Source organism: Streptomyces angustmyceticus (assembly GCF_040701845.1).
GTDB lineage: Bacteria > Actinomycetota > Actinomycetes > Streptomycetales > Streptomycetaceae > Streptomyces > Streptomyces angustmyceticus_A.
This window is the reverse complement of sequence record NZ_JBFBHQ010000003.1, coordinates 687,984-714,318: the sequence shown is the minus strand read 5'-3', so window position 1 is coordinate 714,318 and position 26,335 is coordinate 687,984. Positions and strand designations below refer to the sequence as shown.

The following is a 26,335-nucleotide window of genomic DNA, read 5'->3' as shown; positions in this document are numbered from 1 at the left end:
TGCGTCATTGCTTGCGGAACCACACGCCGCCCAGCGGCGGCAGGACCACGCTCGCGCTCGCCGCCAGGCCCTGGCGGGGTTCGGGAACGCCGTCGAGGCCCCCGGGATTGGTGACCCCGGAGCCTCCGTACCGGGCCGCGTCCGTGTTGAGCACTTCGGTCCACGTGCCTGCCTGAGGCAGGGCCAGGCGGAAGTCGCGCCGGACCGTGGGCTGGAAGTGGAAGACGCACACCAGCGACTCGCCCCCCTCCCCGTGCCGCACGAAGGAGTAGACGTTGTCCTCGGCTGCGTCCGCGTCGATCCAGCTGAAGCCCTCCGGCCGGGTGTCGAGGCTCCACAGCGCGGGGTCGTCGAGGTAGTGGCGGTTGAGGTCGCGCACCAGGTCGCGCACGGTCGTGTGCGAGCCGTGCCGGAGCAGGGACCAGTCCGGGCCGCGCTCGTGGGACCACTCGGAGTCCTGGGCGAACTCCTGGCCCATGAACAGGAGCGGCTTGCCGGGGAACGCCCACATGAAGGAGAGGAAGGCGCGCAGGTTGGCCAGCTGCTGCCAGCGGTCTCCGGGCATCTTGGTCAGCAGCGAGCCCTTGCCGTGCACGACCTCGTCGTGGCTGATCGGCAGGGTGTAGTTCTCCGCGTACGCGTACACCATCGGGAACGTCATGGAGTGGTGGTGGTACTGCCGGTGCACCGGGTCCTCCGCCATGTACGACAGCGAGTCGTGCATCCAGCCCATGTTCCACTTCAGGGCGAAGCCGAGCCCTCCGCGGTCGGTGCGCCGGGTGACGCCGTCCCATGCCGTGGACTCCTCCGCGATGGTCAGCGCACCGGGGCAGCGCCGGGGCACCGTGGCGTTCACCTCCTGGAGGAACTCCACCGCTTCCAGGTTCTCGCGGCCTCCGTACACGTTCGGCAGCCATGCGCCGTCGGCCCGCGAGTAGTCGAGGTAGAGCATGGAGGCGACGGCATCGACCCGCAGGCCGTCGATGTGGAACTCCTCGCACCAGTACACCGCGTTCGCGACGAGGAAGTTGCGCACCTCGTTGCGCCCGTAGTCGAAGACGAGCGTTCCCCAGTCGGGGTGCTCTCCGCGGCGTGGATCCGGGTGCTCGTACAGCGCGGGCCCGTCGAAGCGGGCCAGGGCCCACTCGTCCTTGGGAAAGTGGGCGGGGACCCAGTCCACGATGACGCCGATGCCCGCCCGGTGCAGCGCGTCGACCAGGGCCCGGAAGTCATCAGGGCTTCCGAGGCCCGCCGCCGGGGCGTAGTACGAGGACACTTGGTAGCCCCAGGAGCCCCCGAACGGATGCTCCGCCACCGGCATGAACTCGACGTGCGTGAAGCCCAGCGCCTTGACGTAGGCCGGCAGTTCGACCGCCAGCTCGCGGTAGCCGAGGCCGGGCCGCCACGATCCCAGGTGCACCTCATAGACGCTCATCGCGGCCCGGTCCACGGTACGTTCGCCGCGCCGGGCCATCCAGGCGCCGTCCCCCCAGTCGTGGCGGGAGCGGAAGACGAGGGAGGCCGTGCCCGGCGCCGGCTCCGCCGAGGTGGCGAGGGGATCCGCCTTCTGGATCCAGCGGCCGTCCGGGGTGAGGATCTCGTACTTGTACCGGCAGCCCTCGCCGATGCCCGGGACGAACAGCTCCCACACCCCGCCGGCGCCGAGTGAGCGCATCGGGTGGGTCCTGCCGTCCCAATGGTTGAAGTCGCCGATCACACGCACCGCACGGGCGTTCGGGGCCCACACGGCGAAGGCCGTGCCGGGGGCGGTGCCCCAGCCGGACTCGTGCTCGCTCACCCGCGCTCCCAGCACCTGCCACAGCTGCTCGTGCCGGCCCTCGCGGATCAGGTGCAGGTCGAGCTCACCGAGGGTGGGCACGAAGCGGTAGGGATCGTCGTAGTCGAACACCTCGGCGCCGTAGTGGACACGCACCCGGTAATCAGGAACGACCGTGCCCGGCAGCCTGCCCGCGAACACCCCCTCGCCCTGGTGCTCCAGTTCAGCCAGCGGTTCGCCCGACGGCGCGGTCAGCCACACCTGGTCGGCGAGTGGCCGCAGCACCCGCACGGTCGTGCCCTCGGCGGCCGGGTGCGGGCCGAGCAGCGCGTGCGGATCACTGAGGTCTCCCGTGGTGAGCCGCTTGAGATGGGTGGCGGCCAGGGCCGTTGGGTGCTGTGCGGTGGTCACGACTGCGGAGTCCCGTCCGTGAGAATGTGGGCCACTCGGTGCTGTGGATCGAGGCGTACGTAGTTGTCGCGGCCCCAGCGGTAGCGCTCGCCGGACAGGGCATCGCACACCTCGAAGGTCTCCGAGCGCTCCAGTCCCAGCGCGGGCAGGTCGAGGGTGACCGTGGCCTCGCGCGTCTCGTGCGGATCGAGGTTGAGCACGACGAGGACCCAGTCGCCGCCGGCGTCCCGCTTGGAGAAGCAGATCACCGCGTCGCTGTCGGTGCGGTGGAAGCGAAGGTTGCGCAACTGGTGCAGGGCCGGGTGGGCACGCCGGATGTCGTTGAGGGCACGGATCAACGAGGTCAGGGAGTCGCCCGCGGCCTCCGCGCCCGCCCAGTCGCGCGGACGGAGCTGGAACTTTTCGGAGTCCAGGTACTCCTCGCTCCCGGGCCCCATGGGGACGTTCTCATACAGCTCGTACCCGGCGTACACGCCCCATGTGGGACCGGCTGTCGCGGCGAGCACGGCACGTGCCGCAAAGGCCGCCCGGCCGCCGTACTGGAGGTAGGCGTTGAGGATGTCGGGCGTGTTCACGAAGAGATTGGGCCGCAGGTAGGCCGAGCTCTCCTCACCGCCGAGGCCGGCCAGCTCGGAGAGGTAGGACTCCACCTCGTCCTTGGAGTTGCGCCAGGTGAAGTACGTGTACGACTGGTGGAATCCCACGCGCGCCAGGGCGTGCAGCATGGCCGGGCGGGTGAAGGCCTCGGCGAGGAAGAGCACATCGGGATCGCTCGCGTGCACCGTGCCGATCAGCCGTTCCCAGAAGGCGACCGGCTTGGTGTGCGGATTGTCGACGCGGAAGATCCGTACTCCGTGGTCCATCCAGTGCCGCAGCACGCGCAGGCACTCCGTGTGCAGCCCGTCCGGATCGGTGTCGAAGTCGATCGGGTAGATGTCCTGGTACTTCTTCGGCGGATTCTCGGCGAACGCGATCGAACCGTCGGCACGGTGCCGGAACCACTCGGGGTGCTCGGTGACCCACGGGTGGTCGGGGGAGCACTGCAGGGCGAAGTCCAGCGCCACTTCGAGCCCCAGCTCACCGGCCCGCGCCACGAAGTGGTCGAAGTCCTCGAGCGTTCCCAGGTCCGGATGGATCGCATCGTGGCCGCCGTCGGCAGAGCCGATCGCCCAGGGCGAGCCCGGATCGTGCGGACCCGCTTCGAGCGAGTTGCCCGCGCCCTTGCGGTGGGTCGTACCTATCGGATGCACCGGCGGCAGATAGACCACGTCGAAGCCCATGTCCGCCACGGCCTCCAAGCGCTTGGCCGCGGTCCGCAGCGTGCCCGACCGCGGAGGCTGCGCCACACCGTCCGCCGCCCGGGGGACGACGGCTCCCTCGGACCGCGGGAAGAACTCGTACCACGCGCCGTAGAGCGCGCGTTTCCGGTCCACCCGCAGCGGCAGTTCGGGCGAGCGGGTGAGCAGCCTGCGCAGCGGGTGTGCGGCGAGCAGGGTGGTCACGGCGGAACCGGTGACAGCGGCGAGCCGCTCCTCCGCGCCGAGGCGCCCGTCCCGCAGCAGCCCGGCCGCCGCGGTCAGCTGCCCTGCCGCGTCGTCCGGGACCGCGCCGGCAATCTCCTCCAGGAGCAACGCGCCTTCTTCCAGGACGAGGGCGGACTCGCTCCCGGCGGGCACCTTGATCTCCGCAGCCCGGCGCCACGTTGCCCAGGGGTCCGTCCACGCTTCCACCCGATAGGTCCACTCGCCCTCGTGTCCGGCGGTGATCCATGCGGTGTAGCGGTCCGTCCCGGGAGCCACGAGACGCATCGGGACCCAGCCGCCCGCGTTGCCGTGGGGGTCGGTGAGCACCACGCCGGCGGCGACCGCGTCATGCCCCTCCCGGAAGACGGTGGCCGAGACCTCGAACGCTTCCTCGGGTACGGAGCGGACAGGGGTGCGGCCGCCGTCCACCTGGGGAAGCACGTCCACGATGGGGATACGGCCCACCCCTGGCCCCGATCCCGGCCGGCCGGCCGGCCCGCCGGCCGGCGGTGCGCCTCCGGCGGCCGGGCGCGTCGCGTCGCGCTGCATGAGCTTGCCCTCCATAGTGCTCGTGCCTCCTCGCACCGGGGTGCGGTCGCTGGAAAGTAGGTGCTCGGTGGTGCGAGCGGTCAGCGTCGGATCGCGGTGGTCCCGTTGCTGACCTCGGCGATGATCCGGCGGTATCCCGACACCAGCGGGTGGTGCGGATACGCCGTGGAGAACACCCGCTCCCCTGCGAGCGACGCCATCTCGGGCGCGTACGGCAGCACGGTGGTGATGCGGGTGTTGTACGCGGTCTCCACATCGCCGCGCAGCCGGTCGGCCACGGCGCCGTCGGGGGCCATGTTCACGGCGATGCTCATGGCGCCGAAGCCGAGCCGGCTCGCCAGTGCCATCGTCTCCTTGGCACCCGCGAGGTCCAGGCGTTCGGCCCGGGTCACGACGACGAGCGCGTCCGAACTCGCCATCGCGGTGACGGTTTCGTTGTTGAAGCCTGCGTGCGTGTCGAGCAGCAGCACGTCGAGAGCCAGGGTGTCGATGAGCCGGTCGAAGCCCTCGCGCAGCAGACCCACGTCATAGCCACGCCCCATGATTTCGTTGACACCCGTGGCCTGGCTCCTGGCCGGCACGAGGAAGAAGCCGTCGTGACCGACGGTCTGGTCGACGGCGTACGCCGCCTCCTCGATCTCGCAGCGGCCGATGAGGTAATCGGTGAGCGACCGCCGTGCCGGCAACGCCACGTCGCCGAATATCACGTCCAGAGCAGGCGTCTGGATGTCGGTGTCCACCAAAGCGACCCGCAGGCCCGAGGAGGCCAGCAGCAGCCCGAGGTTGGCGGCCGTACTGGATTTGCCGGTGCCTCCTCGGTAGGAGTGCACCGTGATGATCTGCGACATGATCTCCACCTGACGGTTTCTGGAATCCGGCACGCCGGCCGGTGAACGGTGCCGGTCAGCCGGCGGCCCCGGCCGGCCCTTGCCAGTGCACGGCCAGCATCGTGATGTCATCGGACTGTTCGGCCTGCCCGACGAAGGCGCTCAGCGCGCCGTCCATGTGGTCGAGCAGCTCCTCGCCGCGCACGATGGCCTCGGTCAACTGCTGGATGAGGAGGTCCTCCCCGAAGAAGCGCCCGGTCTCCGAGCGGGCCTCGGTGACCCCGTCGGTGTAGATGAAGAGCGTGTCCCCGGGGCTGATCTGTGCGTACCCCAGGGAGAAGGTGCAGTCCGGCATGACCCCCACGGCCGGTCCCGTCGGCTGGAGCAGCACCGGTTCGGCACCGCTTCCGCTCACGAGGACGGGTGGGTTGTGTCCACCGTTGATGTAGACGAGGTTGCCGGTGACCGGGTCCAGGACGCCGAAGAACATGGTGGCGAAGTAACCCTGCTCGATGTGATTGCGGGTGAGATAGCTGTTGGTGCCCACGACCGCGTTCAGCAGCGGGGTGGCGCCGACGACCGGAATGGCCCGCGTGTGCTCGGCCCCGCCGGGGTCCTCTCCCAAGAGGTCCGCCGCGATGAGGTTCTGCAGGCCGCTCTGCTCCGCGGTGTGCCGCAGCAGCGAGCGGATGAGCGCCATGAACAGGGCCGCGCCGACGCCCTTGTCGCATACGTCGGCCACGACGAGGGCCAGCCGGCGCCGGTTGACCAGTTCGAACACGTCGTAGAAGTCCCCGGCCACGGTCCGGGCGGGCCGGAAGCGCACCCGGATGTTCCAGTCGTCGGGGCTGGGAAGCGAGTCCGGCAGGAAACCCAGCTGGATTTCGCGGCCTATTTCCAACTCGCGCTCATAGCTGAGCAGTTCGGCGTGCGCGGCGACCTCCTCCATGCTCCGGTTGAGTTCGGCGTGTTGATGGCAGTCGCGCAGCCGCGCCTCCACCAGCACGGGATGAAACGGCGGGAGCAAATAGTCCGAGCCCGCCCGCACATGGCCGTCGAGGAGGTGCAGATCGTGCTCCGCGTACGCCACCACGATGGGTTGCTGTCCCTCGTCCGCCAGCCTCCGGGCCACCGACCTGACGGTGTGCGGCGACAGCGTGGCGTTCGCGAGCAGAGTGGTCACCGCCGGCATCCGGCCGGGCGACGCCGCCAGCACGTCGCCCGGTGTGCAGGTGTGCGCCTCGGCGCCCACGGCGTCCAGCGCCTTGGACAACCCAGCTGGAACGTCCCGCCGCTCATCCAGTATCAGCACTCTCGTCTGCGCCATCTCCGCCTCGTCTACTCCACTGCCGGCCGGCGCATCACCAGGGTGCTCACATTGCGCCCCGCGACGAGCTCGTAATCGAAGGTGTCCACCGCTGTGAACGCCAGGAAAACGCCCAGGCCGCCGATCTGCCGCTCGGCGAGCGGCACGTCGAGCGCGGGCTCGCGCATGCCCTGCCTGGGGTCGAACGCCGGGGCGTCGTCCTGGAAGCGGACCCATACGTCGCCCGGGTCGATCCCGCCGTCCACGGCGATCTCGCCCGGCTCGCCGCGGTATCCGTGCAGGACGATGTTCGTGGCCAGCTCGTCGGCCGCCAGGCGGAACCGGTACAGGGAGCTCTCCGGAAGGCGGGCCCGCTTGCCCAGACCGAGAACGAAGTCGGACACCGGCTCGAGCGAATCGATCGTCGCGGAAACACAGAGTCCGTTCGCCCTGCCGCACCCGGGCGGCCGTGCGACGCCCGCTGCCCTTCCGGCCCCTGCGGCCTCGAAGTCGAACGTCATCTCGGTACGTCCCTTCAGGCGTCCACGAGATCGATGCTGTGGTCGAATCCGGCGAGCCGGATGGTCCGCGCCACCGGCTCGGACGCGCCCACGATGGCGATGCGCACCTCGTCCCCCATCTTCTGGCGGGCGAAGACCAGGGAGCGCAGGCCCGCACTGGAGAGGTAGCCGAGCCGCTCGGCGCGGATGACCAGTTCGACGGCACCGGCCCCGGCCGCCTGGCCGACGGTGTCGTGGAACTCGCGCGCCGTCGAGGCGTCCAGCTCGCCCGTGAGTTCGATGGTGGCGACCTTGTCGTTGATCCTCAGCCTCACGTCGAAAGACACGATGGTTCTCCTTCTGGGTCAAGCGGACGTCTGATGAGCCGCGCGTCCCACGAGGACGACCGCGGAGTGGGGCCCCAGGTGGTAGCGCCCGGGGTGCTGGAGCTCCGGCTCGGCGCCGGGGGGATGAACGGCAGCGCCCGTGTCGGCGAACAGGTGCCACCGCTGCCCGTGGGGCAGCGCGGGCAGCTCCAGGTCGTGCGCCTCCCAGTGCGCGTTCACGGCGACGTACACATGGTCGTCGTCCACGCTGCCGCCCTTGGCGTGACGGCCGCACCGCATCATCGCGAGCACCCGGCCGTGGTCGGCCCAGTCCGGAGCCCAGGCGCGGACGCCGTGCCAGCTGACATCGGGATAGCCGCTGCCGACCCGGTCCGTACCGGTCGGATGGTCACTGGAGCGCAGGACCGGGTGCGCGTGCCGGAAGGCGATCAGCAGGGTGACGAACCGGAGGAGTTCGGCATGGGCCTCGACGAGCCCCCAGTCGAACCAGGACAGCTCGTTGTCCTGGCAGTAGGTGTTGTTGTTGCCGAGCTGGGTGCGGCCGACCTCGTCCCCGGCCAGAATCATCGGAATGCCCTGGCTCGTCAGCAGGATCGTCAGCAGGTTCTTCATCTGCCGCACCCTCAGCCGGCGGATGTGCGAGGAGGCGCTGGGCCCCTCTTCTCCGCAGTTCCAGCTGTTGTTGTCGTTGGCTCCGTCGTTGTTGTTCTCGCCGTTGGCCTCGTTGTGCTTGTCGTTGTACGAGACCAGGTCGGCCAGGGAGAAGCCGTCGTGGGCGGTGATGAAGTTGACCGACGCGGACGAGGTCCGGCCCTGGTACAGGTCGGGCGAGCCGGCCATCCGGGTCGCCAGCTCACCGACGAGTCCCGGCTCGCCCTTGACGAAGCGCCGGACCGTGTCGCGGTACTTCCCGTTCCACTCCGACCAGCGGCCGTAGTTGGGGAAGTTGCCCACCTGGTACAGCCCGGCCGCGTCCCACGCCTCGGCGATCAGCTTCGTGTGACGCAGGATCGGGTCGTGCGCCAGCTGTTCGAGCAGTGGCGGGTTGGGCAGCGGGGTGCCGTCCGGAGCCCGGTCGAGGATGGCCGCGAGATCGAACCGGAACCCGTCGATGTGGTACTCGGCGACCCAGTGGCGCAGGCAGGAGAGCACGAAGTCGCGGACCACGGGGTGGTTGCAGTTGACGGTGTTGCCGGTGCCACTGAAGTTGTAGTACTCGCCGCGCGGGGTCAGCATGTAGTACGTGGCGTTGTCGAGACCGCGGAACGAGATGGTCGGGCCCTGCTCGTTTCCTTCGGCCGTGTGGTTGAAGACCACGTCGAGGATCACTTCGATCCCCGCCTTGTGCAACTCCTTGACCAGCGACTTGAACTCGTCGGCCTGCATCCCGAAGGGGCCGGTGGCTGCGTAGCCCGCCTTGGGCGCGAAGAACGAGACGGTGTTGTAGCCCCAGTAGTTGTACAGCCGCTCACCGGTCACCGGATCGGTGCGCGGATTGTCCAGCTCGTCGAACTCGAACACGGGCAGCAGTTCCAGGCAGTTGACGCCCAGCTCCTGCAGGTACGGGATCTTCTCCCGCATCCCGGCGTACGTGCCCGGCGCAGACACCTTCGAGGAGGGGTGGCGGGTGAAGCCGCGGACATGCGTCTCGTAGATCACCAGGTCCTCGGCGGGGATGCGCAGCGGCCGGTCGCCGCCCCAGTCGAAGTCGTCGTTCAGCACCTGCGCGCGATAGTGGTAGACGTTGTCCCAGTCCGGCTCCCGGCCCCACACCGCGCGCCCGGAGATCAGCCGCGCGTAGGGGTCGCTGAGCACCTTGCCGGCGTCGAAGCGGTCGCCGCGCTCCGGGTCGAAGGGGCCGTCGGCCCGGAACCCGTACTCCAGGTTCTCCGCGTCGAGCCCGAAGACCGTCATGGCGTACACGCTGCCGGTGCGGAACTCCGGAGGGAACTCCAGTTCGGCACTGGGCTGGGTGGCGCCCCGCTCGAAGAGCACCAGGCTCATCGTGTCCGCGCCGTCGGAATAGACCGAGAAATTGACGCCGCCGGGCACCGGGGTGGCGCCGTAGGGGAAGGGCCGGCCCGCCCTGACCCGATACGGGCCGATCCGGTGCGTCGGAAAGGCGTCGATGCGCTCCCGGATGTCCTGTGTACTCATCGGCCCGCACGTTCCAGCTCGGCGTCCAGGTCTTCGGCGATCCTGAAGAAGTCCAGGAACCCCGTGGCGGACATGACGAACGAGACCTCCTCGGAGAGACCGACCAGAGTGATCTCGGCGTCCCACTGCTGGGCGTGGCGGTGCACGATGAGCAGGGTGCGCAGGCCGGCACTGGAGATGTACGAGATCCCGGTGAGGTCGATCAGGACCACGGAGCCGCGCCCGATGAACGACAGCAGCTGGGACTGCAGCCCGCCGGAGGTGGTGGAGTTGATCTCGCCCTCCAGGGCGACGACCGTGGCACCGGCGAGTACCTGCGAGCTGACCTTGACGGTCATCCGGACACCTCCGTGCGGAAGTTGGGCTCGAGGCGGACCTTGACCTTGACCCGGCCCGAGGTCTCGGGCAGTCGGACGGTCAGGCCCTGCGCGTGGAAATCGGTGTGCTCCTCACCGTCGATCTCCACGGCCGCGATGCGCACCGTTCCGGCCGGCAGCAGGTCGGGAGCGACCCGCAGGATGCGGTCCTCGACCAGGGCGGGGTCGGGCTTGAACCAGAAGTCCATCGCCTTCCCGTTGACGAGCAGGTTGTTGTAGACGGCCGCCAGATAGCACAGCTCGGCCGAGTGGTACATCGACATGGAGTGGCTGCCCTTGAGGCGTTCCACCCCGAGGAGGTAGGGCAGGCCGCTGGCCATGGTGTTGAAGTAGACGGCGCCCTCGTCGTGGTCGAGGAAGAACGCGTTGTAGAACGACTGGGCGTCACGCGCCTCGGAGCGGAAGTCCGCACGCCCGGTGACACCGTGCAGGATCAGATAGGCGAGGATCGCCTGCTCCTGCTGCCACCATGCCTTGCGGTCGTGCCAGGCGAAGCGGAACCTCTCCTCACCGTCCGCCTTGACGCGTTCCACCACGTCGTACCAACCGCCCCGCTGGCGATCGCTGCCGACCTCCGGCATGGACTCGCCGAGGGAGACGGCCGTCTCCAGATAGACGTCCTTCGGACGCAGCGCGTTCATGCGCATGAGATTCCAGGCGATCTTCAGGTTGTGCCCGATGACCGCGCGGTTCTGCTGCCACCCGTGGGTGGTGTCGTGCGACCAGTCCTTGTGGAACCGCTCCTGCACGAACGGGCTGTTCTTGAGGTCGGGGAAGCGTTCGACGATCGTGTCGAAGGTGTACTCCAGCATGTCGGCGTACTTCTGTTCGCCGGTCGCCAGGTACAGGTTGATCAGGTAGGCGGGAGCGTGGTCACCGACCGAGTTCCAGTTCTTCCGCGCCTGGTTGGGACCGAGCGAGGAGTGGTGCGCGCTGAGCAGGATCGGGTCGATGTGCGAGAAGTAGCCGCCCTCCTCGGGGTCCAGGTAGAAGCGGTCGAAGAGCCGGATGGTGGCGTCCGCGTCCGCCTTGATCCGCGGGTCGCCGGTGACCCGGTAGGTCTGCACGGGCCCGGCCAGCGCGTAGATCTGCTCGTAGGCGGGAAGCGCGTCGTAGTCGTCGGAGAACTCGGACGTGAACAGCTTCGTCTCGACGTCACCGTCGACCTTGAGGCCGTGGTACCAGTACACGACGTTGTCGTCCGCGTCCACGAACCGCATGTGCTCACGCAGGTACTCGGTGCCGCGCTCGGCGACCTCCAGGTACTCGTCGTCACCGGTGAGCAGGAAGGCGGAGGCCATGCCGTAGACGAGCCGCGAGATGGTGTCCGTCTCCTGGACATGGCTGGCGGTCTTGTCGCCACCGAGCCGGATCTCCGTGCGGTAGTCACCGAAGTCGATGGGACCGTCGCCGAACTGGGCCTTGCGGTAGAAGCCGGCTATCTCCTTGATCTGCCGGATCCACCAGCCGGCTTCCTCGAAGCGGAAGTCCTCGGGGTCGCGCCCTACGAAGATCAGCCGCTTGGCCTCAAACCGCAGCGTCTCGCCGTGGGGGTAGAAGATGCCGTAGGCGAGGACGAAGGCGCCCTCCGTCAGCAGCTCGTCGACGTGACCCGTGGCATCCTGATAGGGCTCACCCAGATTGTGCAGCAGCTCCGCGCTGGGGCCACCGTCGAGGCCGACGTCGAAGGACCGGCCGTCGGCGGTGACCACGGAGAAGACACGGGCCTCGCCGTCGAAGCCGGACACCCGCCCCGCGATGGTGTCCGAGAAGGTGAAGTCGACATTCCTGGCACTCTCTGACATGGCCGTCACACTCCTCGCAATACGAGTTCGTCGATGATGGTCCTGGCGAACAGATGGCAGTGGTCGCCGGTGCGGGCCGTCACCAGGTCCCCGTCGACGACGACGTCCTGGTCGACGTAGTTGGCACCCATGTTCCGCACGTCGCCCAGCAGGTTGTTGTGGCAGACCACCTTGCGCCCGCGGACGACATACGGAATCGACGAGGCCAGCCACATGCCGTGGCAGATGACCCCCTTGATCACTCCCGGGCGGGCGAAGGCGCGGCGCAGCAAGTCCGTGGCAGGCGCGAGTTGTTCGATGTCCTCGGTGTAGCGCAGCCGGTCGGCGACCATGCCCGAGGGCACGATCAGCGCGCTGTACTCGCGCAGCCTTCGGTCGTCCAGGTCCTCCAGGCTGCGTGACACCGTCAACGGAGCCCGGTGCTCATGGCCGGTGAAGGTGATCGACTTGTTTCCCCACAGCCTGGTGACGAAGTCGACCTGCGCGCCTTCCTCGGCGAACCGGCGTTGGTAGTAGGCGATTTCGGGCTCATAGAAGTCGCTCTCCGCCAGGATCGCGATCTTCTGCCTGCTGAGCACCCCGTCACGGGACGGTACGTCAGGCACGGTCTCCCCCTTCGGTGGTCCGCAGATCGATGAGAAACGGCTGGTCGTCCGCGAGCATCCGCTTGACCGCGTAGCCGACCTGGCCGTGGTCGTCGACGCGCAGGGCCTCCACTCCGAAACCCTCGGCGATCTGCGCGAATCCCAGATCGGGGTGCGAGAGATCGAACGGCGTCGGGTAGGCGTGCGGAGCGACGCCCCGCTCCCGCCAGTACTGCTCGATGTTGTTGTCGAGCAGCTTGTAGCTGCGGTTGTTGCAGATGACGAACTTGGCGCCGATGCCGTGGCGTACGGCCGTGTAGAGCGCCTGGATGGTGTACATGGAGCCGCCGTCGCCGGTGAAGCCGATCACGGTCTTGTCCGGGTGAGCCAGCTTGATCCCCATCGCTCCGGGGATGCCGACTCCGAGCGAACCGCCGCGCGTCGAGAACCAGTGGCCCGGCCGGCGGCCCGGCAGATGGGCGTGGAGCGCGCCGGAGGCGGTCAGCGACTCGTCGAAGATCATCACGTCGTCGGGGACCTGGCCGGCCAGCTCCCTCAGGAAGGCGTGGAGCAGCGACCCGTCGTCCGCCACCTCCGTGGGCAGCTCCCTGCGGCGGGCCCGGAGCCGTTCGGACGCCGCCGCCTGGTCGGCCTCGGACAGCCTGCGGCCCAGTTGCGCGAAGAGCGCGGAGAGCGTCTCCTTCGGATCGGCGACCAGGCCGAGAGTGACCGGGTGGTTCTTGGCGATCTCGTAGTCGTCGAGATCGATGTGGACGATCCGGGCGTCCGCCCGGAAGGGGTCACCGGTGTCGGGGAAGACCTCCGGGAAGGTGTACGTGCCGACGATCAGGACCACGTCGGCATCCTTGACCGCCGCCGTGCTGACGGCGCCGAACATGTGACCCAGGTCCCCGCGGTAGAGCGGGTGCGAGACGTCCAGGTTCACCTCGGAATAGTTGACACCGTAGACATCGGCGCCCAACCGCTCCGCCACCCGCACCAGTTCCTCCTGGGCGCCGGAGGCCGAGACGCCGTCGCCCACGAGGACGACCGGCCTCTCGGCACCGGCGAGCAATCGCGCTGCCTGCTCCACGTGTGCGTCGGCCGGCGCGCTCCGGGTGACGGGAGCGGACGTCGGCACGATCTGCTCGGTGTTGAGCGCGTCGAGCACATCGAGAGGAAGCGCCACGAAGACCGGGCCCATCGGAGGCGTCATCGCCATCTTCATCGCCCGCCGCAGCACCCGCAGCACGGAGCGCGGGTCGGTGACCCGGGTCGCGTACTTGGTCACGGGCTTCGCCATGGCGACCAGGTCGGCGGCCATCTGGGCGTCCATGGACTCGTACTGGACGCCCGACTCGCCCGCGATCGTCAGGATCGGCGAGTGACCGCGCTTGGCCTGATAGAGCATGCCGATGGCGTTGCCCAGGCCGACCCCGCTGTGCAGCTGCAGGAGCGCGGGCCGTCCCGTGGCCCGGGCGTAGCCGTCCGCGATGCCGACCGCAACCGTCTCCTGCAGGGTCAGGATGTACTGAAGGTCGTCATAGTCCTCCAGTGCGTCCAGGAATCCCTGCTCGACCGTCCCTGGATTGCCGAACATAAAAGGAATTCCATCGGCGATGAACTGCTCGATGATCGCCGCATTGCCCTGCCTGGCCATGTCTGCCTTCTCTCGATTTCTCGATCGTTGCGGCGAATTACCAACCGAAGCGGCGAAGCCCGTCCTCGAGCACCTCGACGACCTTTTCTCCGGTCAGATAGGAATCCGGCGTCGAACGCCCGGTGATGAACGGGTAGTCCACGATCACCGAGGTCTCTTTTCCGAAATTCCCGTGGTAGCGGCCCTCGGGGCCGGTGGCATCCCGAAGGATGTACTCCAGCGGGTACGGCGGCGGGCCGATCACGAAGTCGGTACCGAGGAACCCGGTCCCGTCCTTGTAGTCGTACTCCTTGCAGTGCCCCGTGACGTGCTTTCCCCAGATGATGGACTTGCGGTCCTCCCAGTCGCGGGCGAAGGCGAGCGGCGCAACGCCGTAGCACTCGGCCGCGATCGGCTTGCCGGCGCGCAGGAAGGACAGGATGACCTGGTGCACCCGCTCGTTGTTGGCGAGGTCCACGACCGGGCCCGAACCGCCGACGATGAGCAGCGCGTCATAGTCCTCGAGCTCCTGCGCGACCACGTCCACCGCCCGGTGGTAGGCCTCCAGCTTGCGCAGGTAGTCGTCATCCGCCGTGTAGGGACGCTCCGGGAGCCAGCCGGCGAGGCTGATCGGGTCGTCCAGGCGGTCGGAGGCGTCGACCTCGCGAGTGAGCTTCGCCACCTCCTCGGAGGTGACCGACCGGCCGAGCGGCGGGTCGATGTACTCGGGGTCCATCGACGGCGGCAGCGCGTGCGCGCGCTCTCCGGTCGGGGTGGCGAAATCCACCTCGTAGCCCCGCTGGTCGAAGTGGTGGAGCGGCCCGACGAGTTCCTCGCCCCAGTAGCCGTACTCCGACAGAATCACGAGGATCTTCTTGGCGTTCTTCCTGGGCACGCCGGCTCCTTCGGTAATCGGTTCTGGGTGGGTGGCCGGGCGCCGCGACGGAAGGGGGCGGCGCCTCAGCCACCGGATCAGGGGGATCAGCGGGCCTGCGGGCCGATGATCCAGTTCTCCTTCGCCGCGAGCGAGAAGACGTACTTCTCGTCGACGATCGCGTCGCGCGCCGCCTTCACCTGCTCGGTGAAGTAGGGCGAACGCAGGGCTCCCTCAAGGGCGTTCACGTCGTCGAACCAGAGCTGCTCGACGCTGTCGAAGGCTGCTTCGCCGAAGACGTAGGCGCCGTCCACCGTGTGGGCATGCAGGTAGCGCCGCAGCCCCGGGGTGCCCTTGACGACCGAGGCGTACGAGTCGAGGGTCTGCTTGCGGTAGTCGTCGAGGGAGAGGCCCGGGCGCCTCTTCAGCAGCACGGTGAGCTTGACCCACTCCTGCCCCCTGGCCGGCGGCGGACCGGGAACGATCTCGTGCGCGGTGGTGTCGACGACGATGGTCTGCCAGAACGCGGCCCAGTTGGGCTCGTCGAGGCGGGCACCCTGCAGGAACTCCTCGGTCTGCAGCGAGGCCAGCTGCTCCTCGCCGTTGGCCAGAAAGATCTCGGCGATGCCCTGGTGCGGCAGCGCCGGCTCACCGAGGTTTCCCTCGATGTCCACAACCGTGTCGACCATGTACTTGCGGATCTGCGGAATTTTCGCTGCGTATTGCACCGCATGGACATTTACCCAGTAGTCCTGGAATTCCTGTGCGGTCATGCCCGGCTTGGGCGCCGCCAGAATGAACTGGTGGATCATCGGATTCTCCTTTTGACGGGCTCATTCATCATGTCCAGCGGCCATCACGAACGGCAACGAAGGAAAAACGACTTTCTGAACTTTCGATCCCGAGACGTCACTGCGGTCAGTCCGCCTTCAGCTCCGGCGGATAGAGGAAATAGTTGGCCGCGGAAGCGGCCTGGGCCCCTTCCTGCACCGCCGCCGAGACCTGGTGGGAGTGCTGCGCGGTGATGTCCCCTGCCGCGTACACACCGGGGACCGATGTGCACTGCTCCATGTCCACTTCCACATAGCCCTGCGCGTTGAGCCGGACTCCGAGACCGCGAGCCACGGCCGTCTCCGGTGTGGCGCCCTGAATGGAGAACAACGAGTCCAGCGGGATGCGTTCGCCGCCCCGCGTCACGATGGCCGACAGGCGGCCGTCCGTGCCCTCGGCCGCCTTGATGCGGTCGTGCACGATCGGTACGCCCGCCGCGGCCAGCCGGCGTCTGAAGCGAGGACTGATGTCGTCCCTGCGGCTGTTGGTGAGCAGCCGGACCCGCTCGGTGAGGCTGTGCAGTTGCATGGCCTCACCCGCGGCGGCGTCGGTGTGTCCCACCACGAGGATGCGGCGCCCGCGGTTCTCGTAACCGTCACAGGCAATGCACCAGAACATCGAACGGCCCACGTACGTCGTCCAGCCGGGGAAGTGCGGAAAGTGGTCGAGCACACCGGTGGCGAGGACCACCGTCCTGGCCCACCACACGTGGCCCTGTGCCTGGACCGTGAAGCCCCGCCGCGCATCACCCAGCACACCGGTCACGCAGTGCGAGGCGAAGGAGACGTGCGGGTAGTGGGCCAGCTGGCGCCTCCCCAGGTCGCGCAGCTCCGTGGTGGCGATGCCGTCGGGGAACCCCAGGTAGTTGCGGTTCGTCTGGTGGTGGGTCGAGCGCCCTCGTCCGGTGTCGAAGACCAGCACCCGGCGCCCGTAGCGCGCCAGTTGAAGCGCGGCGGACAGACCGGCAGGGCCTCCTCCGACCACCGCGACATCGGTGCAGTCCAGGTCGTCCACGTCTGTGGCCACTGCCACGTGCCTCCGTTCCTCGATCGATGCCCGGCGCGACTCGCCGGCGCTGCCGCAGCGTCAGCCCGCGATCCGGCTGCCGAGCGCGAGCCGGCGCACCGCGGCGAGCGGTATGGGCAGCCACTCGGGTCGGTTGCGGGCCTCGTAGAGCGCCTCGTACACGGCCTTGTCGGCCTCGAACGCCCGTAGGAGGACGGGGCTGGTACGCGGATCCTGGCCACCTGCCGCGGTATAGCCGGCGCAGAAGCCGCGCCTGCTGTGGACGGCCCAGGCCGAGGCCCTGCGCGCCAGGCGCGTCACACGAAGATCGCGAGTGGTCCGCCGGCCGGGCGGGACGCCGAGGATCTCGCCGAGGGCGTGATGCGCCGCGTAGTCGAAGGACCGCAGCATGGCGGCGATATCGCGGACCGCCGGCTGCAGGTGGCGCCGTTCCTCGAAGGGATGCCCCGGTTCGCCCTCGAAGTCGATCAGGACCCACCCGTCCGGCGCGCGCAGCGCCTGTCCCAGATGGAGGTCGCCGTGGATGCGCTGGATCGGCAGCGGGTTACCGCGCCGCACGACCTCGCGCAGGTCCTGGTAGGCCGTGTGCAGCCCGCGCACGTAGGGAGTGAGGTCGGGCACCTCGACGAGAGCCTCGTCGAGCCGGGCCACCAGAGCGTCGGTCAGCTCCACGGCTTCCGGCACACTCAGAAGGCGGGCCTCCAGCTGCTGTGCGAGCGCCGTGTGCACCCGTGCCGTGGCCTGGCCCAGGGCGAACGCATCGTCCCAGAAGCCTCCCAAGGGCGCGACGGATTCGCACTCGCCCCGTATGCAGGCTTCCGCCTCCGCCGTGGCTATGCTCCAGCCGTCCCCGCGCGAGGGCACGAACTCCTGGAGGATGCACAAAGCAGTCGGCTCCGCGCCGTACCGTCCGGCGGTCTGCGCCCAGGCCAGTGGCGTCGCGCTCGGCACGGATCCGGCCCGCTCCAGTGCGGCCAGCATCTCCAGCTCGGTATTGGCACCCGGCATGATGCGGCGCAGCACCTTGAGCATCATCCGGTCACCGAAGGCCACCGACGTGTTGGACTGCTCCCCCGTGAGCGGTCTGGCCCGCAGTCCCGCCGGGATCGTCGCCCCGGGGAAGTGGTGGAATTCGAGCACTCCGCACGGCGCGGCCGCGACGAAGCGGTCGAGCAGTCCGGACAGCAGCTCAGGGTCGGAGCTCGCCTCGTAGAGCGTCAGCGACAGTCCGTCCGATGTGCGGCAGCTGCCGATGACGGCGCCGGCCGGCACGCCCCTGTCGACCTCCGCCGGGGAGGGCACGGCGCCGACGAGGAGCTGGTAGCACTCTCCGGCACCGGTGCGGAACACGGTCTGCAGCAGCGCGGGGGTGCCGGGTACGGCGATCTCCGCAAGGACGGGCCGGACCTCGGAGAGGGCATGGCCCTTGCCCGCGTACCAGCGTTGGCCGGGCAGCCAGGCCGGCAGGAGCCGGCACAGCTCGTCGACGATCAGGTCCAGGTCGTCGGCGAGCAGCACGTCCGACGGCCAGGGCGTCACGGTGCGATGACTGGTCTCGGTCATACGGCGCTCACCTTCGAGTCCCGTGCCGGTGCGAGCGGAAGGCGGTGCGTGGGCGGGAGCGGGCCCCGCGCGCGGGACGGCGAGAGCGCCATGACGGCATGCGCCAGGGACACCATCGTCATGTGGTGGTGCCAGCCGCGGTACGACCGGCCCTCGAAGTCGCGGATGCCGAGGCCGTCGCTCACCTCCGCCAGATCACGCTCCACCCGCCGCGAGAGCATCGCCGTGCGGTACACCGTGCCCAGCTGCGACTGCGGGAGGTTGGAGAGCCAGAATTCGCTCGGGGAACGCCGACCGGGGTCCGCCCAGGCAGCCAGCAGCACGAGTTCCAGCCGTTCCGGCTGCCCGTGGCCCATGGAACCCGTGCGCAGGGCGACGCGGGCAGCGCCCACCGCGGTGGCCCGCATGGTTTCCGCCGCGTGGTCGAACCATTCCACCGGCATGCGCTGCTTGTGGAGCACGGAGAGCAGCCCGGCCGAGCCCACCCATTCCTCCGCCCGGTCGCCGGGACCGCCCGACGCGGGCATCGGGCCGGGCGGCGTCGGAGCGATGGAGGACGAGTCGACCCGGACGACGAACGGAATCTGACGGGCCACCAGGTCCGCGCAGACCAGATGAGGTTCCGCCTCCCGCAGATCCATCACCACCGGCCTGCCGCGCAGCCCCCACTCCCGCGACATCTTGCTCACGGAATCGACGCCGCACTGCTCGGGCGGACACGATCCGACATGGGTGGGGATGGAGGCGCGGCGGCGCATGTCCTCCTGGCCCGTCCAGCACTCGGGCAGCGCCAGCTGCCAGTCCACGGGGCAGCTCCCCCGGTCCCAGGCGAGCCAGACGCTCGTCGCCTGCTGGCAGTTGACGATCCGTCCGATCTGGGAGACCCACTGCCGCTCCACACCGACCGAGTGCTGGCCCACCTTCGTGATCACGAGGGGCTGCACCACCCAGGCGCGGGGCTGCGCGCGTTCGATGAGCAGGCGCGCCAGGTCACCGCGCACCGGTTCGACGTCCCACGGCGACTTGCTGATGAACTGGTACAGGCTCTGCTCGGCCCCACTGCCCGCCCCGTTTGCGAGAGCGCGCATGGTCTTCTTGCCCCGGACCGCGAGCAGCCCGCGCACATACAGTTCTCCCCAGCGCCGCTGGTCGCTTCGCGGAATGGAACGCAGCGCCGAGAGGACCTCAGTGAATTCGTTCGGTGAAATGTCGTAGGGAAGCGTCTGCTCGTCTTCTGCGGACACCGTTCACCCTCTCCATCAAATACGTGAGTCACCTCCCGGTGAGCCACAGATCCGTACTGCGGGACCGAAGCCTGCCGAGTCGGGCAGACCTCCCCGTCGCGTGCCGGGTATCGGCGGGCGACCGGCGCAGCAATGGCGGCCGAAACCGAAAAGCGTGGGGGTGGACACGGGGCCGGCGGGCAGTGCGGCAGCACCTCGCACCGGCCCCGTGTCCCTTCCTGCCGGGATACGGGGGAATGGACCGGCAGGTCTTGAGCGGGGCGGGCCGATCAGGGGCTCCGCCTCGCTGTACAGGGGGGCGCTCAGGCGCCCGTCAGTGGACCGGTCCCAGATATGCGGGGACCCGGTCGGGAATCAGCTGGTCGAACAGTGGAGCCCAGTTGGCGGGTTCCTCCCCGGGCTCGTTGTACAGCTCGAAGGTCTTGCCGCCCGTGCCCGGCAGGCACAGGGACTGCACGCACGCCTCCGCCACCGACTTCCTCGACACCCAGCCGTCACCCCGGTCGTGCTGCTCCAGACGCACCCGGGAGCCCGCGGCATCGCTGTCCATCAGCCAGCTGGGACGAATGACGGTGTAGGGCAGCCCCGAGGCGCGCACCTCGTCCTCGCCCCGCAGCCGCCAGTCGAGCAGCCGCCCATAGGCGTTCATCGGGTGCTCGCGTCGCGTCACGAAGATCTGGCTGACCAACACAACGTGCGGGCGCCGGCCGCCGTCCGCGGCGGCCGCGAGCACGTTGCGCACCCCGTCATAGACGGTGGTCTCGGGGCTGTGCGGACCCGAGTCGGCAGTGCCCGGCTCGACGGTGAACACGATGCCCGAACATCCGCGCAGCGCGGGTCCCAGCGAGTCGGCGTACCGCACGTCGGCACGATGTTTCTCCACTCCGAGCGGCAGCACGGCGCGCTCCGGGTCGCGGCTGACCACTCGTACTTGGTGGCCTTCCTTGAGCAGTCGGCGTGTGATGATCACGCCCGTCCGGCCGGCCCCTCCGATGACTGCAATGGGGCTTTGCATGGTCCCCTCCAGGGATGAGCGCCGTCACACCCAACGCAGGATGTCGTCGGCGCGCCTGAGCTCGGTCTGTGCAGGTACGCCGGCCAGCGCCGGAACCCGCAGTCGGGGGTACACGGTGACCCCGCAGAATCGTGATCCCGGCCAGAGCACGGCTCCGTCTCCGATGGCCGAGAACTGCTCCAGCCGCAGTGGCCTGGCGCGCTCCGAGAGCACTTGGGCCATGGGGCCTATGTAGGTGTCGGTGATGTCGGCCCAGCAGCCGACCACCGCCGATTCCCCCACCGCGGACCGGGCGAGGGTGGCGCCCTCACGGATCTCCGCTCCGTCGCCGACATCCGTGTGCTCCAGGCGCACCGCGGGTCCGACCTCGACATCGCGGCCGATCCGGACACCCGGGCCGATGACGACCGAGCCGTCCTCGATCTTCTGGGCCAGCGTGGTGCCGGTGACGTCGTCCTTCGTCTGCAGGCTGGTCTCGTGGATCCAGCAACGCGGATCGGTCCGGTCGGGGGCTGCCATCAGGCGGTTCATCTGCTCGTACGCGCCGTTGAGTACGAGCTGGACCGTCTGCAGGTAGTCGGGCACATTGCCCATGTCGCCCAGGCGCCCGATGCAGTGGGTGGCCACCGGTACGCCTCGTTCGACGAGGTGGGGCAGGAGATCGCCGCCCCAGTCCAAGCGCTGGTGGGACTGCCGGAAAAGCTCCGGCTCCCGGGCGAGCATCCGCAGACGGCCGCAGTCCACCAAGTACATCCCCGCGTTGGTCGCCAGGGTCGCGGTGGGATCCTCGGCGGTCCGCGGGAAGAGCGAACCCAGTTCCCCGATGCCGGGCTTCTCCACGAAGCCCTGGACGAGACCGCGTTCGTCGGTCCGCATGACGCCGTACTTGCCGGCGATCTCCGCAGCGGTGCGGGCCACGGAGGCGACGGTGACCACGGCGTCCTCGGCGTCATGTGTCGCCGCCATCTCCGCCAGGTCGAAGTCGAAGAGCGAGTCGACGGGCAGTACCAGCGCACGGCCCTGCAGGTCCCACTGCTCGAGGTTGTGCAGCGTGGCACCGGCCGAGCCCACGTTGTAACGGTCGAACCGGGAGCGCGAGTAGGTGATGTCGACCCCGAAACGCTCACCGTGGCCCAGCAGAAGCTTGATCTGATTGCGGTTCTCGAGGCCGTGGGTCACGACGTAGAACCGACGCACGCCCTGCGCTCGGCAGGCGTCCATCATCCACTCGACCAGACGTCGTCCGACGAACGGGATGAGTGCCTTGCTCCGGATGTAGTCCGAGGACTTGAGAGTGATCGGTTTGGCCCGCTCACCCCTGCCGCCGGCCAGAATGATGCCAACTATTTCCTCGTCACGACTCACGCCCACTGCCCCCCGTGAATATAAATTGTGTGTCGCATTCCGCTTACCGGTTCACCTGGCCGACGCCCTAGTCCGGAACAACACACCAGTTCTCGTCGTCGCCGGATTCCGCAAGAGGCATGGACGCCACGTGAATCGAAATGACTGAAAACAGCTCCTGTTGCATTTCCATCCCTTCCCCCGCTCGACGGAAATGGCACCGCGCCCTTCCGTCTCGAACAGCATGGCGCGTAAGAGGCCGGAATCCCTGGGCGGGTAGCCTCGGGATCGCGCATTGCAGGAATCAGCAAGGGGGATAAGTGTGCAGGGATCCGGGCATAAGCCCACAACCGAACATCGTACCTCTGTGCGAGCGGGGGCTGGATTACTACCGCCGCGCGCTGGCTGAAGGACTCACGGCCAGCGAAGTCCCGGACTGCCTCATCGAGTTGGGCCTGATGCGACGACAGGCCGACACAGGCAACCGCTGGGTCGCCGTGCCGCCCGATATCGCTTCCCATGACCTCACCCGTCCGTTGGAGCGCGCCATCCTGGCCCAGCAGCACACGGTGGCGGGCATTTACGACGCGCTGTCCGCGGCCGAGGACGTGTACCGCACCCAGCAGCGCACCTCGGCCGCATCCGTGCGCCTGCTGCACGGCGCCGATGTCATCTACGCGGCCCTCGAAAGGGCCTCGGAATCCTGCCGTGAAGAGCTCCTGACAGCCCACACCGGCGGGGCCCGTGACCCCGACGCCCTGGGCAAGACCCTGCCCCGCACGCTGCGACTGAACAGCCGTGGCGTGCGGCAGCGCACGCTCTACCAGCATTCAGTGCGCACGCACGGCCCGACGCTCGCCTACATCGAGCGGGTCACGAGCGCCGGCGCACAGGTACGGACGCTGGACGAGGTCGTCGGCCGGCTCATCGTCTACGACCGCTCCATCGCCTTCATCCCGGACCCCCGCTACGACCAGCAGACGACCGCGCTCGCCGTGGAACATCCGGCGCTCATCCACTACCTCGTCAAGGTCTTCGACCACGCCTGGCAGCGCGCCGAGCCGGTCACCATCACCCAGGACCACAGCAGACCCCGGCTGTTGACGGACGAGACCCGCCGGGCCGTGCTCCAGCTGATGGTCGAAGGCCACACGGACGCGGGGATAGGCAAGCGCCTCGGCATCAGCAGCAGGACCGTGTCCCACCACATCAAGAAAGCGTCGGACCTGGTGGGCAGCCGCAGCCGGGCCCACCTCGCCTATCTGCTGGCCCGGTCCGACCTCCTGGAGCCGCCGCGCAGCGACTGATCCGCGAGCCCGTCCTGCCCGGAGCGGTCGCATTCGGCCGCCCCGGCGCGCCCTCATTTCCGCAGCCCTTTGACGGTCGAGAGCACCCGGTCGACGTCGGCGGCGAGTTCACCGCTCAGCGACACCTCCCGGACGTCGCAGCCGAGCATCAGCCGGCTCAGCCGCTTGTGCACTCCGTCCGGCCCGGGATGGCCGCCGAGCACCACGAACCGGCCGTGGCGGCGGGCCAGTTCACCTGCCGCCGCGGCCAGGTGGCTGTCGTCGAGATACACCAGGTGCGCGTGCGCGGGCCCGGTGGACCGCTCCCGGGCCGCCAACGCGAGCCGGGTGCCGTCCTCGCCGACCGAGACCATGCAGACCCCCGCGTCCTCGTCGTGCCCCGCGTCCTCGACGGCGTCCCAGACGACCGAGGGGACACCGCCGGCGCCGTCACCGGCCCCGGCCCAGTCCGACGCCACGTCGGCGGACACCCCGGTGCCGATACGGATGTGATGAGGCCGCACCGAACGTGCCGCACCGCGCACCACCGCCCTGATCTCCCGCACGCCGCACGGTGCCGCGATCCGTACGCGCGGTGTGCGCAGCAGCTCCGTCGGGTCGACATGGGTGTCCGGCACCACGACCGACGCACCCGCCCGCAGATAGGCAAGAGTCAGCCGGGGAAGCCGCGCCACCCCGATGCCCGCGCCCAGTGCGCACACGAACACCCTGAACCCGGCGGTGATCAGCCCTTCCACCATGCTCACCATGGCGCTCTCGACACTGCCCAGCTGGAAGAACCGGTCCGGGTGAGCCGTCTCGAAGGGGTGCCGGGCACCGCGCGGCAGCGCTTCCACACACACCACCCGCCCGTCCTCCGCTCCGATCCTCGCTAATTCCTCGCGGTAGACGTCCTCCGCCAGGATCGCTGGAGCCCCCATAGCGAAACCCCCTTCAGAAGAATACGTAGAATATAGAATGCTCTCTTTGTTCTTGGCACAGAGAGCCCCTCCGCTGGGCACACCGCAGAAGATGCTCTAAAGAGTCACGTTGCCCTTCGTGCCGATGCCACGGCACACGACCGGCAGCAGGCGCGACAGGGCACCCTTCGCACCGAGCCCCTCCCCCATGGGAGAGCCGCGGTACACCTCGACCGCGGTGAGGAGATGCACCACCAGGGTCGCCACCGCGACAGGCCGGGCACCCTGATGCAGCTCCCCCGCCCTGTCCGCCTCCCGCAACAGCCGGCGGAGCGTGGGCACCCAGGCCTGATGCCAGCCCGGCACCGCCTCCGGCCTTTCGCGCGCCAGCAATGCCGCCGCCCTCACCACCACACTCTCGTCGAGCAGATCGGCAAGGCACTGCAGCAGGGCGATCGCGGCCGGAAGCGGAGAAGGCTGCCCCGCAACCGCAGCCGTGGTCCGCGCCCGGGTGATGGCCGACGCCTCTTCGACGACACCCTCGGCGAGGGCTCGCTTGCTGGAAAAATGGAAGGTCAAAGCCCCCATGGAAACCCGCGCCGACGCACTGATCGCAGCCAGGGTGGCCCCGTCGAAGCCTTTCGCGTCCATATCGGCGGCCGCAGCCCCGATCAGCGCCTCACGCGTACGCGCGGCCCTGCCTTGAGTCACCACGCACCCCCAGGGCCACAGCGGTCATCCGACTCTTCCACGGAGGACGGTAGTGGAATCCCGGGGGAAAATCAAAGAGACCGTTCTATTTATTCTGTCGGACTCGCATGACGCAGTCGGGAGGCGCCGTCCGTGGACGGCGCCTCCCGACCCCTGGGCCACCCCCTCAGTCACACAGCGCGGTGGCTCCCCCATCGACCGGCACTGCCGCTCCGGTGACGAACGAAGACTGGTCACTGCACAGCCACGCTGCCGCGCGGGCCACCTCGGCCGGGTCAGCCATCCGTTTCTGCACCGCAGCGTTCACGAAGACCTGCTCCAATTGCGGCCTCCGGGCGATGACTTGATCCATCATCTCGGTGCGCGTGCTGCCCACGACGAGTGCGTTGACGCGTACGCCCCGGGCTCCGTAATCGGCCGCAGCCGCCTTCGTCATGCCGATCACGGCGTGCTTGGCGGCCACGTACGCGGCGGAGGCCCCGGTGGCAGCCACGCCCGCCACGCTGGAGGTGTTGACCACGGCTCCGCCTCGTCCCGACGCCAGCATGGCGGGGATTTGGTGGGCAAGGCAGTTCCACACCCCTCGCACGTTGACGGCCATGGTGTGCGCATAGACCTCATCGTCGATTTCATGGAGAACCTGTCCGGCCGTCGCATAGCCCGCATTGTTGAACGCAGCGTCCAGGCCACCGAACCTGTCCGCCGTTCTGGCCACGGCGTCGGCGACGTCCCGATCACGCGTCACATCGCCGCTGACCGCCAACGCGTTCCCGCCGGCTGCGGTGATCTCGTCGACGAGAAGGTCCAACAGCTCCGCGCGCCTGGCCATGACCGAGACGGCGGCACCCTGCCGGGCGAACAGACGAGCAGCGGCCGCCCCGATACCACTGGACGCCCCCGTGATCATGATGATCTTGCCCTCCAGCAAGCTCATCGCTCCCAGCTCCTGCCGGACGCCGCAGCAGCATCTATGTGACGGAGCAACTCGGCGTCGACCTGGTCGAGCCGGCTCACGATGTGCTGCACTCCGGCCTCCACCATCAGTTGCCGTTGGAAGCTGTGCACGAACCGGCTGGGATGGCCGATAAACGCGACGTTCAGGGCCCGGGCCTCTTCGGCCACTCGAGCGACGTCGTCGATGACCACTGCCTCATCCTGTTTGAGGCCGAAGGTCTGCGTGATGATCTCGTGGATGCCGGGGCGGAAGTCGTTCGTGCAGACGTACCCGGGACCGTCGAGCAGCTTCGAGTACGCCCCCAGATGGGCCTCGAAGTGCGACGTGGCAAGGCCCCCGTAGCACACGACCTGCAGCCCCAAACGTCGCAAACGGTGCAGCAGTTCCACCGCACCCTCCGACAGGGCGACGGGGTGGCGCTCGAGGTACTTCTCCCGCTCCTCGAAGTAGGCCCGCAGCGCCTGCTCCCCGGTGAGAGGCTCAGGGACTGCCTCTGCCATGCGCACACCGGCTATCTGCTGGGGCTGGGAAAAGATGGCGCGCTCGGTCTCCGCGGTGTACTGCCCGCCACGACTGACGATGAAGTCATGGATGACAGGACTGAAGGTGTCGTTGAGGAGCACCCCGTCGACATTGACCACGGCAAGCCGCAGCTGCCCGAAATTCCGCCCCATGAACTCTCCCCGATTTTCGGCCCCGGCACCCGGCCAGGGCGCAGTGCGCTGCCGCGCACCTGTGGACTGTTCCGCAACGCACGCCCTTGA

Annotated in this window: 23 protein-coding genes; 1 reads left to right on the top strand and 22 read right to left on the bottom strand. The window is 68.8% G+C overall.

The features are described 5' to 3' along the window. Positions 1 to 4 precede the first annotated feature (4 nt). From glgB to AB0411_RS10455, 18 genes are all read right to left on the bottom strand, one after another. Positions 5 to 2,296, bottom strand: a complete 2,292-nt coding sequence (gene glgB / locus AB0411_RS10540; protein ID WP_437041589.1) for a 1,4-alpha-glucan branching protein GlgB — start codon at positions 2,294 to 2,296, stop codon at positions 5 to 7. Next, entirely contained in the window at positions 2,185 to 4,275 is a 2,091-nt protein-coding gene (locus tag AB0411_RS10535; protein ID WP_366416844.1) for a maltotransferase domain-containing protein, read from the bottom strand. The genes glgB and AB0411_RS10535 overlap by 112 nt, the downstream gene beginning before the upstream one ends. A gap of 65 nt (positions 4,276 to 4,340) precedes the next feature. Further along, a complete protein-coding gene (locus tag AB0411_RS10530) occupies positions 4,341 to 5,108 on the bottom strand; it encodes a MinD/ParA family protein (RefSeq protein WP_366416843.1) in 768 nt (255 codons plus the stop codon). Positions 5,109 to 5,163: 55 nt separating this feature from the next. Further along, positions 5,164 to 6,414 carry a PP2C family protein-serine/threonine phosphatase gene (locus tag AB0411_RS10525; protein WP_366416842.1) on the bottom strand — a complete coding sequence of 417 codons (1,251 nt, stop codon included), beginning with the start codon at positions 6,412 to 6,414 and terminating at the stop codon, positions 5,164 to 5,166. Positions 6,415 to 6,425: 11 nt separating this feature from the next. Beyond that, entirely contained in the window at positions 6,426 to 6,914 is a 489-nt protein-coding gene (locus AB0411_RS10520) for an ATP-binding protein (protein WP_366416841.1), read from the bottom strand. Positions 6,915 to 6,928: 14 nt separating this feature from the next. Further along, on the bottom strand, positions 6,929 to 7,240 hold the full coding sequence (locus AB0411_RS10515) for an anti-sigma factor antagonist (protein ID WP_366416840.1): 312 nt from the start codon (positions 7,238 to 7,240) through the stop codon (positions 6,929 to 6,931). An 18-nt stretch (positions 7,241 to 7,258) separates the two neighbouring features. Further along, entirely contained in the window at positions 7,259 to 9,397 is a 2,139-nt protein-coding gene (gene glgX, locus AB0411_RS10510; RefSeq protein WP_366416839.1) for a glycogen debranching protein GlgX, read from the bottom strand. Next, entirely contained in the window at positions 9,394 to 9,735 is a 342-nt protein-coding gene (locus AB0411_RS10505; protein ID WP_366416838.1) for an STAS domain-containing protein, read from the bottom strand. Before AB0411_RS10505 ends, glgX begins: the two co-directional genes overlap by 4 nt. After that, positions 9,732 to 11,579, bottom strand: a complete 1,848-nt coding sequence (locus AB0411_RS10500) for an AGE family epimerase/isomerase (RefSeq protein ID WP_366416837.1) — start codon at positions 11,577 to 11,579, stop codon at positions 9,732 to 9,734. The genes AB0411_RS10505 and AB0411_RS10500 overlap by 4 nt, the downstream gene beginning before the upstream one ends. Before the next feature lie 5 nt (positions 11,580 to 11,584). Beyond that, entirely contained in the window at positions 11,585 to 12,184 is a 600-nt protein-coding gene (locus AB0411_RS10495; RefSeq protein ID WP_366416836.1) for a DJ-1/PfpI family protein, read from the bottom strand. Then, positions 12,177 to 13,823: a thiamine pyrophosphate-binding protein gene (locus AB0411_RS10490; protein ID WP_366416835.1), complete on the bottom strand. Its 1,647-nt coding sequence runs from the start codon at positions 13,821 to 13,823 to the stop codon at positions 12,177 to 12,179. The genes AB0411_RS10495 and AB0411_RS10490 overlap by 8 nt, the downstream gene beginning before the upstream one ends. Before the next feature lie 37 nt (positions 13,824 to 13,860). Beyond that, the gene (locus AB0411_RS10485; RefSeq protein WP_366416834.1) at positions 13,861 to 14,697 is read right to left on the bottom strand and encodes a type 1 glutamine amidotransferase domain-containing protein; all 837 of its coding nucleotides are present in this window, start codon (positions 14,695 to 14,697) and stop codon (positions 13,861 to 13,863) included. Positions 14,698 to 14,783: 86 nt separating this feature from the next. Next, positions 14,784 to 15,488: an EthD domain-containing protein gene (locus AB0411_RS10480; protein ID WP_366416833.1), complete on the bottom strand. Its 705-nt coding sequence runs from the start codon at positions 15,486 to 15,488 to the stop codon at positions 14,784 to 14,786. Between the two features lie 106 nt (positions 15,489 to 15,594). Next, complete coding sequence (locus AB0411_RS10475) at positions 15,595 to 16,539, bottom strand: NAD(P)/FAD-dependent oxidoreductase (protein ID WP_366416832.1); 945 nt, start codon at positions 16,537 to 16,539, stop codon at positions 15,595 to 15,597. Between the two features lie 54 nt (positions 16,540 to 16,593). Continuing rightward, the gene (locus AB0411_RS10470) at positions 16,594 to 18,096 is read right to left on the bottom strand and encodes a maltokinase N-terminal cap-like domain-containing protein (RefSeq protein ID WP_366416831.1); all 1,503 of its coding nucleotides are present in this window, start codon (positions 18,094 to 18,096) and stop codon (positions 16,594 to 16,596) included. Continuing rightward, positions 18,093 to 19,340 carry an IS701 family transposase gene (locus AB0411_RS10465; protein ID WP_366416830.1) on the bottom strand — a complete coding sequence of 416 codons (1,248 nt, stop codon included), beginning with the start codon at positions 19,338 to 19,340 and terminating at the stop codon, positions 18,093 to 18,095. Before AB0411_RS10465 ends, AB0411_RS10470 begins: the two co-directional genes overlap by 4 nt. A 313-nt stretch (positions 19,341 to 19,653) precedes the next feature. Further along, a complete protein-coding gene (locus AB0411_RS10460) occupies positions 19,654 to 20,355 on the bottom strand; it encodes an SDR family oxidoreductase (RefSeq protein ID WP_366416829.1) in 702 nt (233 codons plus the stop codon). Positions 20,356 to 20,379: 24 nt separating this feature from the next. Beyond that, positions 20,380 to 21,720, bottom strand: coding sequence for an NDP-sugar synthase (locus AB0411_RS10455; RefSeq protein ID WP_366416828.1), 1,341 nt, complete (start codon positions 21,718 to 21,720; stop codon positions 20,380 to 20,382). Positions 21,721 to 22,157: 437 nt separating this feature from the next. Here AB0411_RS10455 and AB0411_RS10450 point away from each other — a divergent pair, with 437 nt between their 5' ends. Next, positions 22,158 to 23,006 carry a helix-turn-helix transcriptional regulator gene (locus AB0411_RS10450; RefSeq protein WP_366416827.1) on the top strand — a complete coding sequence of 283 codons (849 nt, stop codon included), beginning with the start codon at positions 22,158 to 22,160 and terminating at the stop codon, positions 23,004 to 23,006. Positions 23,007 to 23,059: 53 nt separating this feature from the next. On the opposite strand, the gene AB0411_RS10445 is transcribed toward AB0411_RS10450, so the two are convergent. The 4 genes from AB0411_RS10445 to AB0411_RS10430 all read right to left on the bottom strand — a co-directional run bounded on the left by AB0411_RS10445 (position 23,060) and on the right by AB0411_RS10430 (position 26,245). Next, positions 23,060 to 23,926, bottom strand: coding sequence for a transketolase (locus AB0411_RS10445; protein WP_366416826.1), 867 nt, complete (start codon positions 23,924 to 23,926; stop codon positions 23,060 to 23,062). A 96-nt stretch (positions 23,927 to 24,022) separates the two neighbouring features. Then, complete coding sequence (locus tag AB0411_RS10440) at positions 24,023 to 24,619, bottom strand: TetR/AcrR family transcriptional regulator (RefSeq protein ID WP_366416825.1); 597 nt, start codon at positions 24,617 to 24,619, stop codon at positions 24,023 to 24,025. Positions 24,620 to 24,782: 163 nt separating this feature from the next. Then, the gene (locus AB0411_RS10435) at positions 24,783 to 25,550 is read right to left on the bottom strand and encodes an SDR family NAD(P)-dependent oxidoreductase (RefSeq protein WP_366416824.1); all 768 of its coding nucleotides are present in this window, start codon (positions 25,548 to 25,550) and stop codon (positions 24,783 to 24,785) included. Next, entirely contained in the window at positions 25,547 to 26,245 is a 699-nt protein-coding gene (locus AB0411_RS10430) for an HAD family phosphatase (RefSeq protein ID WP_366416823.1), read from the bottom strand. The genes AB0411_RS10435 and AB0411_RS10430 overlap by 4 nt, the downstream gene beginning before the upstream one ends. Positions 26,246 to 26,335 lie beyond the last annotated feature (90 nt).